At 44.2% G+C, this 13,322-nt stretch carries 14 protein-coding genes; 6 read left to right on the top strand and 8 right to left on the bottom strand.

Annotated elements, in window-relative coordinates:
- Window positions 1–566: 566 nt before the first annotated feature.
- The 5 genes from FLK61_RS19430 to FLK61_RS19450 form a co-directional block, all read right to left on the bottom strand.
- Window positions 567–1,412, bottom strand: coding sequence for a nuclease-related domain-containing protein (locus tag FLK61_RS19430; protein ID WP_176010988.1), 846 nt, complete (start codon window positions 1,410–1,412; stop codon window positions 567–569).
- Between the two features lie 158 nt (window positions 1,413–1,570).
- Complete coding sequence (locus FLK61_RS19435; protein WP_176010989.1) at window positions 1,571–2,653, bottom strand: NAD(P)/FAD-dependent oxidoreductase; 1,083 nt, start codon at window positions 2,651–2,653, stop codon at window positions 1,571–1,573.
- An 81-nt stretch (window positions 2,654–2,734) separates the two neighbouring features.
- Window positions 2,735–3,238, bottom strand: a complete 504-nt coding sequence (locus FLK61_RS19440) for a hypothetical protein (RefSeq protein WP_176010990.1) — start codon at window positions 3,236–3,238, stop codon at window positions 2,735–2,737.
- Between the two features lie 299 nt (window positions 3,239–3,537).
- On the bottom strand, window positions 3,538–4,311 hold the full coding sequence (locus FLK61_RS19445; protein ID WP_176010991.1) for a phosphatidylserine decarboxylase: 774 nt from the start codon (window positions 4,309–4,311) through the stop codon (window positions 3,538–3,540).
- A gap of 15 nt (window positions 4,312–4,326) precedes the next feature.
- A complete protein-coding gene (locus FLK61_RS19450; protein WP_176010992.1) occupies window positions 4,327–4,923 on the bottom strand; it encodes a helix-turn-helix domain-containing protein in 597 nt (198 codons plus the stop codon).
- Between the two features lie 141 nt (window positions 4,924–5,064).
- On the opposite strand from FLK61_RS19450, the gene FLK61_RS19455 reads away from it, so the two are divergent.
- The 4 genes from FLK61_RS19455 to FLK61_RS19470 all read left to right on the top strand — a co-directional run bounded on the left by FLK61_RS19455 (window position 5,065) and on the right by FLK61_RS19470 (window position 9,199).
- A complete protein-coding gene (locus FLK61_RS19455; protein WP_176010993.1) occupies window positions 5,065–6,060 on the top strand; it encodes a tRNA dihydrouridine synthase in 996 nt (331 codons plus the stop codon).
- A gap of 260 nt (window positions 6,061–6,320) precedes the next feature.
- On the top strand, window positions 6,321–6,806 hold the full coding sequence (locus FLK61_RS19460; protein ID WP_176010994.1) for an ArsR/SmtB family transcription factor: 486 nt from the start codon (window positions 6,321–6,323) through the stop codon (window positions 6,804–6,806).
- Window positions 6,803–8,077: an MFS transporter gene (locus FLK61_RS19465; RefSeq protein WP_176010995.1), complete on the top strand. Its 1,275-nt coding sequence runs from the start codon at window positions 6,803–6,805 to the stop codon at window positions 8,075–8,077. The genes FLK61_RS19460 and FLK61_RS19465 overlap by 4 nt, the downstream gene beginning before the upstream one ends.
- A 228-nt stretch (window positions 8,078–8,305) precedes the next feature.
- On the top strand, window positions 8,306–9,199 hold the full coding sequence (locus FLK61_RS19470) for an ATP-binding protein (RefSeq protein WP_176010996.1): 894 nt from the start codon (window positions 8,306–8,308) through the stop codon (window positions 9,197–9,199).
- Between the two features lie 72 nt (window positions 9,200–9,271).
- Here the strand turns inward: FLK61_RS19470 and FLK61_RS19475 are convergent, their stop codons facing one another.
- Window positions 9,272–9,685, bottom strand: coding sequence for a GNAT family N-acetyltransferase (locus FLK61_RS19475; RefSeq protein ID WP_176010997.1), 414 nt, complete (start codon window positions 9,683–9,685; stop codon window positions 9,272–9,274).
- 97 nt (window positions 9,686–9,782) lie between these two features.
- Here FLK61_RS19475 and FLK61_RS19480 point away from each other — a divergent pair, with 97 nt between their 5' ends.
- The gene (locus FLK61_RS19480; RefSeq protein WP_176010998.1) at window positions 9,783–9,989 is read left to right on the top strand and encodes a hypothetical protein; all 207 of its coding nucleotides are present in this window, start codon (window positions 9,783–9,785) and stop codon (window positions 9,987–9,989) included.
- A 13-nt stretch (window positions 9,990–10,002) separates the two neighbouring features.
- Here the strand turns inward: FLK61_RS19480 and FLK61_RS19485 are convergent, their stop codons facing one another.
- Both FLK61_RS19485 and FLK61_RS19490 read right to left on the bottom strand, forming a co-directional pair.
- Window positions 10,003–11,232, bottom strand: a complete 1,230-nt coding sequence (locus FLK61_RS19485; RefSeq protein ID WP_176010999.1) for an MFS transporter — start codon at window positions 11,230–11,232, stop codon at window positions 10,003–10,005.
- A complete protein-coding gene (locus FLK61_RS19490; protein ID WP_176011000.1) occupies window positions 11,232–11,846 on the bottom strand; it encodes a TetR/AcrR family transcriptional regulator in 615 nt (204 codons plus the stop codon). Before FLK61_RS19490 ends, FLK61_RS19485 begins: the two co-directional genes overlap by 1 nt.
- 380 nt (window positions 11,847–12,226) lie before the next feature.
- Between FLK61_RS19490 and FLK61_RS19495 the strand changes: the two genes are divergently transcribed.
- The gene (locus FLK61_RS19495; protein ID WP_176011001.1) at window positions 12,227–13,303 is read left to right on the top strand and encodes a winged helix-turn-helix domain-containing protein; all 1,077 of its coding nucleotides are present in this window, start codon (window positions 12,227–12,229) and stop codon (window positions 13,301–13,303) included.
- Window positions 13,304–13,322 lie beyond the last annotated feature (19 nt).

Genomic DNA, 13,322 nt, shown 5'->3' on the forward strand with positions numbered 1-13,322 from the left:
CCTCTTTTTCGCGCGATTCACCCCGACTTTCGCGCGATCGAACCTTCAACTCGCGCGGTTCTACCTCCAACTTGCGCGGTTTTTTCCTTCTTACGCAGTCGTTCCTCTTTTTCACGCGATTCACCCCTACTTTCGCGTAATCGCACCTTTAACTCGCGCAGTTCTTCCTTCAACTTGCGCGGTTTTTTTCTTCCTACGCAGTCGATCCTCTTTTTCGCGCGATTCACCCCGACTTTCGCGCAATCGTACCTTTAACTCGCGCGGTTCTACCTCCAACTTGCGCGGTTTTTTCCTTCTTACGCAGTCGATCCTCTTTTTCACGCGATTCTCCCTGACTTTCGCGCAATACCACCTTCAACTCGCGCAGTTCTTCCTTCAACTTGCGCGGTTTTTTTCTTCCTACGCAGTCGATCCTCTTTTTCGCGCGATTCACCCCGACTTTCGCGCGATCGAACCTTCAACTCGCGCGGTTCTACCTCCAACTTGCGCGGTTGTTCTCTCCCTATGCCGTCGATCCTCTTTTTCGCGCGATTCACCCATTCACCGCTCGCTAATAACCTGGGCACTCACGCCTCTTTCGCCCGAATCCCATCGTAAAATTCCTGCTCGCACTCTTCATTCAGCTTCAGCAAGTGCTTCGCAAGTTTATAGCGCTCTGTTTTCGCGGGCAATATCGCCGGCATCTCCTGCATCGCTTGTACAAACGTCGACAATCGCAAAACCGGGCACTCATCGTCCTGATCGCCGTGCCAGTTACCGCGGTCGTTCGTCATCACGACAATGGCGTAAACTGGCACATCAAATCCGGCCGCCTTCGTTGCCAATCGCAAATATTTTGCATGGTAAATCGACTGTGATACCGGGCTATCGACGACTGTTCGCTTAGATACGTGCCCTTTTGACCAGTGAGGAAACCACTGCCATTTCCTTGGACCATGAGGGTAAAAACGTCCCGTTATATCTTTTGTCTCAATCGCAAAAACACCAGTAGGACCAATTACAATGTGGTCTAACTGTGTGCCAGATCGCCGATTTGGAATGACCACATCATTTAATAACAAATAATCCTCTGGTAGCTCCTTCTCAACCCGATCCGTTACCTTACGCTCACCTTCTTCACCAGGCTGGACCTTCACTATCTCATTTAAGTCCGCCATTCGCTCACGAAGACCACGACACTTTTGCTTTAACACTCGCTCACGACCAAAAAACCAGCCTGCTATAAACCCAAACGGAAAGACAAAAAAGAGTACAAATCCGCCCAAAATCGACCAGATTAACGATGACTGCATAATCTGATCCTTATTCTCTGCGATCACACGCGTGCGCTCCTCGTTCAATCGCTTTTTCTTCCACTCCGCCTGCTTGCGACGCTTCTCATTTATCGTATCTCGCTTTAGTACAATTGCCATCTCATCACCCCAACTATTGAACTAGTACCTCCTTTCAACTTTACCATATCTCGCGCACATATTAACCATTTATTTGAATAATACTGTGTTTTATTTCATAATAATCCCACAAAAAAGACTAGCACCATATGCGCTAGCCTTACTCCATCATCCGTCCCTCACTCAAAACTCTTCATATACCGAACATCGATCCCATGCTTGATCTGCCACGGAATTTTACCGACCACAACCCTTTTTCCATATAAAAGCACGCCGCGTTTTTTACCTATAGAAACAACAGATAAATACTTTTTTTGCGGGGAGAACTCGTCTAATGTTTCCCCCGACAAGTAGTGAAGTAGGTTTTGATAGAGCACGGGCGCCTGACGGATCGCGTAGACGCCGTTCTTAGGCAGTTCCGGGTAGTCCACGAGCGATGCGCAATCGCCGGCCGCAAAGATGCTCTCGTGCTGCGTCGACTGGAGCGTCCGGGTCACCGATAAAAATCCGCGCTCATCTGTCGCAAGTCCACTGTCCGTAAAAATCGGTAACGCCGCTGGCCCCGTCAGCCATAAAATCGCGTCGTAGTCGATCGCGCCTTGATCGGTATGGATCTGCGCATCATCGATTTTCGTCACCGATGCCCCCGTCAAAAGCTTGATTCGCGTTCGCTCCACGATCCGCGTCATGCGCTTCGACGCCTTCGCGCCTTGCCCAGCAAGCAACTCCGACGCCGATACGAGCGTCAAAGGCCCGCTGATCCCGCGCGCCTCCCGCCAAATCTGCATTGACAGCGCCACCTCCGTCCCTGCCGCACCACCCCCAACAATCACCGGTCTCTCTGCTGCCCGAACCTTCTCGATCGTTTGAGGAAAATGGGGGTTAGGCTTCATCACGTCGGCATGCGCCTGCACATCCGGCCGATTCGCACTAGCTGTGATCGAGCCGACATCAAAGGACACTGCATCATAAGAGATCGTCTCTCCGCCTTTCGTCATAACAGTCCGCTCGTCCGGATTCACCTTTGTAACCGCATCTTGAACAAAAGTCACGTTCGCCTTTTGAGCAAGCCTCGGCAAATCAACGCGAATGTCATCGACATCGTAAATTCCCTCCGCAAATCCAGAAAACATGCCAGAGTAATACTGATACGGACTCGGAGAGATAAGTGTAATTCGTATATCTTTTGGCGGATGCTTCATAAATTGCTTGATGACATGCAGGTGAACGTGCCCGCCGCCTGCTAGTACGAGCTGCTTCATAGTAGTAATAGTCCTCCCCGTTTTCTTTTGACTATAGCATGCCCTAAATGCACAGGTCGAAGAATAGGGGCTAGGGTTTATCTATTCAAATCTGCTAATGATATAAATTTCGTCGTCACGCACGGTCATTTGGTAGATCGTGTCTGGTTCATCATCAAACACAACGGCAAATTGCGTTGCTCGGAACATATGCTCAAACCCATCCTCATAGCTCCACGTCCGATCAGGATATTCCTCCGCCAGTCTGGTTTCCAGCTCTTCCTGAACGGCCGGGCCAGTGACCGCAATCTCCATGAATGGATTGTAAACAAAATGATAGTTAAGCCAACTAAATATAATGATAAATCCCACAATGAGGCTCCCCCATACGCGTTTCATCTCAAGCGGTAGCACATACGCAACAAATGTCGTGACAACTAAAGGAGCCAAGAACATGAAGTAAAACGGTCCTAGAGAGCGCTTGGCTTGGATGCTGCCATACCCCGTGAGCCCAAAGGTAAAAAAGCCAATCGACACGGCTAACGCCAGTACCATCAGTAAAAGTACTATTCGTCGTTTTTTAATTGCGCGTTTTTCATCTATCATGTTGCTGACCCCCTTCAATCACGTTTGGCGTGGTGATCTTGCGTACCAGTCTAGTGCGTTTTGATTAACTAATCTCTATTATACTTACATATTATGGTGTTATAAACCGCAATTATGAGCTTATAGTATCCATTTAACTCCCTTTTTTGCACAAAGTCTTCTCGTTTTGGCACAAAACGCCTTACTTTTTGCACCATCTGCCGCCATTTTAGCACCACACCCGCTAAATTCATCACCGCACCCACCAAATCAACCACAACGCCTAAAAACCGAAAACGAGCAACAAAAAAAACGCAGCGTCACCGCCACGTTCCCACTTGTTCTCCCATTTTGACCGGCCCGATTTTCCCATTAAACGTAAGCGCCCCCTTCGGCACACACGTCACAACGGTAGATCCGAACGAAAAGTAGCCGAACTCCTCGCCCTTTTTAACCGAATCATTCATATTTGTTCGCTCGATTGTATTCACGTTAAGCGCACCGACCATCACCTGCGCAAACGAATGGCCGCCCGCCTCAAAGTCAGCGATCAATCGATAGTTGCGTGTTAATGGGCGCAGCGAATACGTCAATCCTAGGTCGTTTACCGGCGCCGCATCTCTGCCGATCGCGTACACGCGACGCACGTCCGCATCCACAGACACGTGCACGCGGTGATAGTTAACTGGGCTCAAGTAAAAAATCAGCACCTGCCCGCCAGCGTACTTCTCCGCCTCTTGCTTCGATCCAAGCAGCTCCTCAACCGTATACGTCTGGCCCTTCACGACAAACGTACTCTCCATCGTCAGGTCATCCACGGTGGATAACACGCCATCGCACGGACTCACGAACGCATCCTCCGCGGCCGCAACTTCCCTTACTCCCTCTTTCAATCTTCTGGTAAAAAGGTGGTGGAGACTCTGATAGTCCGCAAGCTGCCTATCTGCTTCGTCCATGTCTAGCTTATATACGTTGGCGAAAGACCCCACGAGAGGCTTACTCACTTTTGATTCCGCAAATTTTTTCAGTGGCTTCGCGATAATTGGATGTCCATTCAGTTTAAAAATCGAGTTATATATACGTTTACGTATCACGTTCCAACACGTCCTTTAATTTTTTTTAGGTTCAGGTAAGACGACTTGCACGAGCGTTATTTTTTTTCTATCATCAGAAGGCTCGTTTGCAACAAGTGGCTGAAGAAGGTCGTTCATCTTGACCTGCAATTCCTGAAATTCGTCTTTCGTTACATGTAAATCAACCTGGCTGTATCCGAAATAATCCTTTGCTACAGTCGGATTACTTAGCAAATACTCGCTAGCCTGACCTGTGACATTAGATAGGAAAGGTAGAAGAAGCTGCAGATGTTCCTCACCAGTTAGTTTCTCCACTTCTTCCTGCGTCATCACTGGTTTATGTAGCGCATACGTTTTTTCTGTTGTACCGCGCTTTTGATGGCTTTCGGTCACAACGATCATGGCTTTATCCTTTAATGCATTGACATGACGATAAAGAGTAGCCTGTGGAATATCCGCCATCCACTCTTTTAACTGCTGCACAGTCGCAGGACGCCTAGTTAGATGCTGAATAATGCGCATGCGTATTGGATGTAAAAGGAAGTCTAGCTCTTGTTTATCCAACTTCGTCCACCCCTCATCATTATCATTATTGATAATAATAAAGAATGCGAGCTCCGTTGTCAATATCATGCTTCTCCCACTTGCACTTTTCGCCTACTACCATTAAAGTATATTCTAGCTGACCTGTCGTTTAGAGATGTTTACAGGGAGCAAGACTCCCTTTTCACCCTGGGCAAAAGCGCCCTTATATAGAAAGGAAATGGTTTCATCATGAAGGAAAACTTTTGGAAAGAGCTGCCCCGTCCCTTTTTTGTATTAGCACCGATGGAGGCAGTAACAGATGTCGTGTTCCGCCACGTAATCGCAGAAGCGGCGAGTCCCGACGTTTTTTTCACCGAATTCACGAATTCAGAGAGCTATTGTCACCCACGCGGCAAGGAGAGCGTGCGTGGTCGTTTAACATTTACCGAGGATGAGCAGCCGATCGTTGCGCATATTTGGGGCGATAAGCCCGATTACTTCCGCCAAATGAGTATCGGCATGGCAGAGCTTGGATTTAAAGGCATTGATCTAAATATGGGCTGTCCCGTGCATAACGTCGCTGCAAATGGACGAGGTTCTGGACTGATCCGTAACCCAGAGCTTGCGGCCGAGCTGATCCAAGCTGCTAAAGCTGGCGGTCTACCCGTAAGTGTCAAAACCCGCCTCGGCTACACGTATCTTCACGAGTGGCGCGACTGGCTTACACACGTGCTTAAGCAGGATATCGCCAACCTGTCGATTCACCTCCGTACGAAAAAGGAGATGAGCGCCGTCCCAGCTCACTGGGAGCTTATCCCTGAGATTAAGCAGCTACGCGACGAGATCGCACCTGACACGCTGCTCACGATCAACGGAGACATTGAGGATCGTCAAATGGGCCTTGAGCTTGCAGAGAAGTACGGCATCGACGGCGTCATGATCGGCCGCGGCGTCTTCCACAACCCATTTGCATTCGAGACAGAAAAGAAGGAGCACACTAGCGAAGAACTGCTCGACCTGCTTCGTTTACAGCTAGACCTCCACGATAAATATGACAAAGAACTAGAGCCGCGCCTCTTTAAACCACTGCGCCGCTTCTTTAAAATTTATGTCCGCGGCTTCCGCGGTGCAGGCGAGCTTCGCAACCGCCTCATGGAGACAAACACAACAGACGAAGTCCGCGCCATCTTAGATGAGTTCAAAGAAGAGCACGGTTTTGAATTGCAAAAAGAATTTACGGTTTAATTTGGAGAAAAGCCTTGCGGGGCTTTTCTTTTTTTGTGGGTTGACGTGAATTTTGTTTGCTCGTTCTCGTACCCTGTTTGACCCTCCCACCGCTTCGTTTGCGCCTGCTGGCACTTGGTTTGCACTCCCTTGGACTTTGTTTGCGCCTCCTTACACTTGGGTTATTCCAACTTGAAATAATTTACACTACATGATAATCTATATTTATAGATTACTAATCTAAAAACTTAGTCTAATAAACCAATAAGGAGCCTATCACTATGACCAGCCCCTCTAATTTTTCACTAAAACAAGCAAAGCTCTTGAGTAGCGCGCTCAGAATGAAGATTGTCAGTGTGCTCGTGGACGAGCCAAAAACCTCTAGACAGGTTGCCACAGAGCTCAATCAATCGCCGGGCAACGTACACTATCACATCAAACGTCTCCATGAAGGCGGACTGCTCGAACTCGTGGAAGAAAAAAAGGTGCGCGGACTCACCGAAAAATACTATAAATCGACATCCAAATGGTTCAATACCGACCACGATGGCACGATCGATCACGTCTTGAGTGACTCCTTTGAAGCAAAGCAGTCAACAGCACTCAGTATCCGTCTACACCTCTCCCCTGAGCAGCGCACAGAATTAGAAGAAGGGTTCCGTGATTTTCTGGAAGGATGGGTGAAAAAAGCCGATATTGATGAGGCAAATCAGGAGTTTAGTATCGGGGTGAAGGTGGTCTCGACGGAACCGAAGGAAAAGCCATGAGTATCCTAAAAAATAAAAACTTTCTCTATATGTTTTTGGGACGGATCACGACGAATATTGGGGATAGCCTTTACACCGTTGCCGCGATGTGGCTCGTATATGACCTTGGTGGATCGACGTTTTTTACGGGGTTAGCTGGATTCCTCACACTCTTTCCGCGTCTGATCCAGTTCCTATCCGGACCGCTCCTTGATCGAATATCAATTCGCAAACTCTTACTGACCACACAGCTTCTTCAGGCGGCACTTTTACTGCTTATCCCACTCGCCGCATACGCTGGATATTTAACAGTCGGACTCGTACTGATCATCTCGCCAATTCTCACGACGCTCAATATGCTCGTGTATCCTGCCCAGATCGCAGCCTTACCAAAGCTCGTTAACAACAAAGACCTTTCTCAAGCAAACTCTCTTTTTGCAGTGGCATATCAAGGCATTGAGATTGCCTGCAATGCACTTGCTGGCGTCCTCATCGTTACTATTGGCGCCATATCCATCTACCTCTTAGATTCCGTCATGTTTATGCTTGGCGCACTTCTCTTTTCTTTTATCCGATTACCTAAACAAGTAGCAACGCCAAAGACAGCAACCTCTATTAAAAGCACGCTATCTACATACAAACGAGAACTCACAGAAGGCATCTCTATCCTATTTAGTAACACCTTCTCCCGACTTCTGCTCGGCGTTCTTGTCATTAACTTCGTCGGAGGCGCCACCTTCGTCGTCCTCCCAGCTTTTAGCGAACAACGCGGTGGTGCAGAGATTTTCGGGTTTCTCCTCATGGCACAAGCAATCGGAAGCTTAGCTGGAGCCCTACTCGCACCTTATTTACGACTAGAGAACATCGGCATCGGACGTGTATATGCCATCGCCTTTTTAATAAGCGGCACGCTGTGGGCCACATCCATATTCATCCCGACAACATGGCTTATGATCGTCATTTACGGTCTCGCCTGGTTCCCTGGCGGCGTCACCAACATACTCATCAACACCGCCATCCAAAAAGGCATCCCAAAGCACCTCCTAGGCCGCGTTTTCGCCGCATCCATGAGTGTCAGCGGCATCGCCATGCCACTCGGCTCGCTCATCGGCGGTAGCACAGGCGCACTACTCGGCCCAACACCGATCATCGCAGCAAGCGGCGCGATCGTCCTCGGCGTAGGCATCTTCTGGCTCATCGACACGACCACCAGATCCCTCCCAAATCAACATGATATTTCGGAGGAAACGTTTGTAAAGACACCCTCGCAGATTAGGAATGTGAGCTCTTAAGGAGATCGATAAGTGACAAAATAGTTTATCGAATAATCGATTATAATCGATTACTTAAAAGGGATTGAAAATAATCGATAGAATGGAGACTGGTTGGTAAAATGTAATACACATAAAAATTTTCCTAAATACAATTCTGTAAAATACGACATTAAGAATAGATCAATAATTAATTGCTATAATTAGTACATGCTTTGAGAGAGTGTTGACAAGGAGGTGATTCTCTAAATGCTCATAGAATCTGACGGGACAAGCTTTGAAAATACTCGTAGCTTGAAACAAGATTTAACGTTCGACCAAACGACTTCTTTCTTTAAGGAGTTGAATATACCTTTTAACACGGAACATCAGCGTACGTTAGGATTAAGAACCACAGATGATTATTTCACTAATTTAGGCTTACTTTTTTCTGATCAATGTGAACACACCATTAAATGTGCGCGTTACGCTGGCAATGATAAACTCGATTTTCAGGACAGAAAAGAATTTAACGGATCACTTCTAACTCAAGTAGAAGCAGCATTTGCGTATATGGATTTGTATAACAGGAAGACCTCTCACTTTGAGGGTTTGAAGCGCATCGAAAAAGAAAGCTACCCATCTTATGCACTCAGAGAAGCGTTGATAAATGCCGTCACACACCGTGATTATAGTTTCAGCTCAAGTATTTTAATTCACTTATTCCAAGACCGCATCGAAATTGTTTCAGTCGGTGGATTAGTAAAGGGGCTGACGGTCACGGATATTGAGCTAGGAATTTCTCAAAGTCGCAATCCAAAACTTGCGGCTGTTCTCTATCGATTAAAGTGGATCGAAAGTTACGGAACTGGCTTACAACGCATGCTCGAAAGCTACAAATCTAGCTCTGTAAAACCTTCGTGGAAGGTAGGGCCTAATGCTTTTGTGGTCACTTTACCTAACGCGCTACCAGATGCGGAGTTAAGAGATGACTTACAAGTAACGGAATGGTTAAAGAATCATCCGACATTTACTTCTCGGGAGTTAGAAACGTTTTTAGATAAAAGTAAAGCCAGTACTAGAAAAATAATAAGTGATTTACTTCAAGAAGGACGAATAACTCGTCAGGGAAAAGGTCCTTCTACAACCTACAAAGTGAATTAGATGGAGAGACGCAATGTGCTTCAGCTCCACCGAAAATAAAAAAGAGGCTCCATAAACCAGAGCCTCTCCCCTTTATTCTGCACCCGCACCCGACTGCCTCTCATAATTCCGCACGACCATTCCATTTACTCGCGTCATTCCTAGCTTTTCATAATAAGGAACGAGGTCGTTGTCACAGCAAAGATCGATCATGTATACGTGTTCAAGCTGCTTTAACATGCGCGTCACGAGCTCTTTGCCGATGCCTTGGCTTTTATACTCGGGTAGCACCTCCAAAAATGGAATGTATGCCGATAGCACGCCGTCGCTTATTGCGGTAATAAACCCGATGACCCGCTCCGTCGATTCGTCCATGGCGAGGACGACATGACTGCTATTTGTAAGTAGCTTTATGTGTGTTTCTTCCGATGGCGGATTTGGCCATCCATCAAAAAATCCCTCTAGCATCTGCGCCGTGATCCCCTCGGCCGACTGTATGTATCTCATGCATGCACGCTCCTTGTAAGTTAGATAAATTCCATATAAACTAAATATTACCACAAACCCTTTTTTCCGACAGAAAAAACGCAAGGAGGCTCTTCATATGGACGAAAAATATAGCATGAGAACAACTTATTTAAAGAAGTACTGGAAGTTTTGGGTCCTACTCGGCGTCATACTCGTAGCATTTTCCGTACCGAACATACTCATTTGGGACATCACGCTCATACGCTTTATAAGTATTGGCTACATGCTGCTCATGCCACTCATGTTCGGGGTTTATGTAAGTGTGAGGGAAGGTCGTGGGTGAATTTAAACTATTGCTAGACCCTTCTAATATTTTTATTACTTAAGCTTACTATCGCTGTCCCTGCAATTAAACCTCCACCTAGTAGAAAAAGCATCTCAACACTAATGATATCTAACAGCCATCCAACAAGTAAGAAAGACAATGGCTGGATGCCAGTTGAACCTAGGAGTTGCAAACTCATTACTCTTCCAACTGCATGAGACGGCGATTTCTTTTGAATTAATGTCAAAATAAGAACATTTAAGACTCCAATGGATAGTCCACTAATAAACAAGATAGAAGAAATCATGAATAAGCTTTCTGATAAAAATCCAACAAAAGACCAGCTTATCCCCAGTAAGATGGCCATTGAAAATGCGACTACGACCACTGATTTTATCTCTTTCATCAATCCAATAACTAATGATCCTATAAGTGTTCCTGCACCTAATGCGGACAGAATGAAGCCAAGATTTTCTGCTCCTCCGTCAAGGGTTGAACTTGCGATAAATGGTAATCCAATTTGTTGTGGGCCAATAATGCTTATATTTAATAGCGCGGATATGAGCACTAATGAGGCGAGAAGAGAGATACTCCTCACAATCCTTATACCTTCTGCTATATCTTTAAAGAGATCAATGAGAGAAAATCTAGTCTGTTGCTTACACTTTTGCTCCATAGTACCTATAAAAAGGCTAACTATATAGGAGCAAACTAGAAACAAACTTAATACTACATAAACAGCCGGCAATCCATAATAGGCTATAATAATTCCCGCTATGGCCGGTCCAACTGTAGTGGACATTTGAAGGCTCAATTGAGAAAGGGAGTTAGCCGACTGAAGTTTTGATTCATCTACAAGTTTTGGAATCATTGAAAATGAGACAGGTAGAAAGAGAGCGGTAGAGATGCCAAAAAGACCTGCAAAAATCATCAAGGTTATTTCATTAACAGCCTGTTGGTATAAAAGAATCGTAAAGACTAAGCTACTTATAAGCAATATTCCTATTGTAATTCTCAGGAGTAACTTAGGATTCATAAGGTCTGTTAAGGCTCCCCCTATGGGCATAATGATAAGTCTCGGCAAAGCCGTAATGGTTAATAGAGTTCCTAATAATACCGTTGAACCTGTAATTTCTAACGTCATCCAAGAGAGGGAAATGAAATAAAACTGGATGGCTATTAGGATGAATAGCTGCGTGAACCAAAAATGACGAAATCGTTTTTCTTTGATCACGGCAAACAGTGCAACATTATGTGCCATTAGGGTTTCTTCAATCCTTTAAGTAACAATCGAAGTTGCTCATAAAGCTCATCTAGTTCTTGTTTACTCGGCTGTTTATCCCTCACAATCCAAAAATGAACCTGCCCATCTATAAGCGACCAAAATAATTGACTCATAAGTGCAGGATTCACTAGCGAATTAAGTTCTCCTTTTTCCTTGCCACGATTTAATAATTTTATGAAGTACTCTTCACTTACATAATAATTTTCTAAGAGCTTCTCTCTATAGAGCGGATTATCACTCGCTTGTAGCCAAAACTCAAAAACAAGCTTTAAATGATTACGATCTAATTCGCTCCAGGACATGAAAATTCTAGACCACTGTGTAAGCAATTGCTCGTAATAAGTTGCCTCACTAAATGATTCATCCAGTACACCATGCTTTTGATCTAAGATCGTCTTTAACATGTGTAAAAAAAGATCCTCTTTACTATCAAAGTAAGCATAGATGCCACCTTTACTAAACCCCGCTTCTTTTGCAATTAGGCTCATCGACGTTTCATGATATCCATAGCTTTTAAACACCTGTAAGGCTTTTGCTGCAAGAAGTTCTTTGTTTTCTTCTTTCTTATTTTCAGATAGTTTTGGTGCCATGTTGATCCCTCCTCATAAAATAAACGACCGGTCGTTTTTATTAATAGTAGAGTAGTATGTAAATTTTGTCAAATTGTATATGGTCTACAATAATTAATTTTCTGGATTAGTAGTAGATTTTATTTATAATCCCAGCTATTAGATTCTCTATTTACATTTTAAAAATGGATTAAACTAGGTTATATTGAATAGATAATAGACTGATTTATAATAAGCTAGTCGCCTTATTTTTTCGCTCCTAACAGATGTTTTTGTTACTAACAGCTGCTAGTAGTCATATAGACTAACTTCAAACTACGAAAATAGGTGAATGGAATATGCATCTCTTATTCGACAAAAATGTTTACTCTGTTTCGTATAATGGAGTACAAACGTCCTTTTTGAAAAAAGAATTTGAACTACTCTATTATTTGTACAAGAACCCCAATAAAACATTTACTAGAAACGATTTATTGGATGCTTTATGGCATATGGAATCACCAGTAGATAGGACAGTAGATGACCATATTTATCGAGTAAGAAAAAAGATTCATGCATTACACTATCCTGTTCATATTAATACAATTAAGGGGCTGGGATATCAGTTAGTTTTAGAAGATACCTCAGCATTTATTTCTCCTCTCCTAGACGATAAAGAGTTTCAGCAACTAACTACCAGGCTTATTGAGAAATATCAACAGTATGGTCAAGGGGAAGCTATTAAATTACTCTCACAGCAAAAAGCGTTTGGTGTCGAACATACATCAACTCATTTTACATACTCCATTGTAAAAGGTGACTTTTACAATTTGCTCAAGAGTGCCAACCTTCATCCGTCTGAGAACGTGCTTATACTACTATTTTTACATGTTTGGATAAATGGTAAAAACCAAGCTAGTTTTCACTTTTATCGTGTAGCTTCTAAAAAACAGTTTTTTTCTAATGACATAGATAACGAAGCAGCATTATTAACACCAATCTTTTTTGCTATTTATGCGAAAGACTATACGACAGCTCAACAAAGGGTAGAAATAGCAAAAGATATCATTGATTCACCTAGCCACGGACTTTATGCCTTTCTTCAATTAATTAGTATTATCATTGCTATATGTCAGAATAATAAGAACACAGCGAAGGCACTTATTCACAATATGGACAAGTTTTTAACAGAGAGATCCTATAGTCGTGAAGTTGGCTTTTTACGCATTTTAGAGGGCATCTTTCAACTAAAATACATAGATAAAAACAAAGGTAGAGAACTAATTAGAAGTGGTATTTTGATATCTAGACAAACTCAATTTAGTTTAAATATACTTTTAGCAGTCGATATGTGTTTATTTTTACTAAACGAAGAAGTACTTGACCCCGCCTCCGTTTCATTCGTTAATAAAGAATGGAAGCTTTTATGCAATGAATATAAGCTTCCTAAGCTAAAGCATCATGTGGAAGAACATTTGCGCAACGCTTTAAAAAGCTAAAAGCACCAAAGACATATAC

The organism is Paenalkalicoccus suaedae, from assembly GCF_006965545.2.
GTDB classification, from domain to species: Bacteria; Bacillota; Bacilli; order Bacillales; family Salisediminibacteriaceae; genus Paenalkalicoccus; species Paenalkalicoccus suaedae.

Bases quoted from the DNA above. Each gene is read 5' to 3' on its own strand.
- FLK61_RS19430 (WP_176010988.1), bottom strand. From the start codon at position 1,412: ATGGCAATTGTACTAAAGCGAGATACGATAAATGAGAAGCGTCGCAAG.
- FLK61_RS19435 (WP_176010989.1), bottom strand. From the start codon at position 2,653: ATGAAGCAGCTCGTACTAGCAGGCGGCGGGCACGTTCACCTGCATGTC.
- FLK61_RS19440 (WP_176010990.1), bottom strand. From the start codon at position 3,238: ATGATAGATGAAAAACGCGCAATTAAAAAACGACGAATAGTACTTTTA.
- FLK61_RS19450 (WP_176010992.1), bottom strand. From the start codon at position 4,923: ATGATATTGACAACGGAGCTCGCATTCTTTATTATTATCAATAATGAT.
- FLK61_RS19455 (WP_176010993.1), top strand. From the start codon at position 5,065: ATGAAGGAAAACTTTTGGAAAGAGCTGCCCCGTCCCTTTTTTGTATTA.
- FLK61_RS19460 (WP_176010994.1), top strand. From the start codon at position 6,321: ATGACCAGCCCCTCTAATTTTTCACTAAAACAAGCAAAGCTCTTGAGT.
- FLK61_RS19465 (WP_176010995.1), top strand. From the start codon at position 6,803: ATGAGTATCCTAAAAAATAAAAACTTTCTCTATATGTTTTTGGGACGG.
- FLK61_RS19470 (WP_176010996.1), top strand. From the start codon at position 8,306: ATGCTCATAGAATCTGACGGGACAAGCTTTGAAAATACTCGTAGCTTG.
- FLK61_RS19475 (WP_176010997.1), bottom strand. From the start codon at position 9,685: ATGAGATACATACAGTCGGCCGAGGGGATCACGGCGCAGATGCTAGAG.
- FLK61_RS19480 (WP_176010998.1), top strand. From the start codon at position 9,783: ATGGACGAAAAATATAGCATGAGAACAACTTATTTAAAGAAGTACTGG.
- FLK61_RS19485 (WP_176010999.1), bottom strand. From the start codon at position 11,232: ATGGCACATAATGTTGCACTGTTTGCCGTGATCAAAGAAAAACGATTT.
- FLK61_RS19490 (WP_176011000.1), bottom strand. From the start codon at position 11,846: ATGGCACCAAAACTATCTGAAAATAAGAAAGAAGAAAACAAAGAACTT.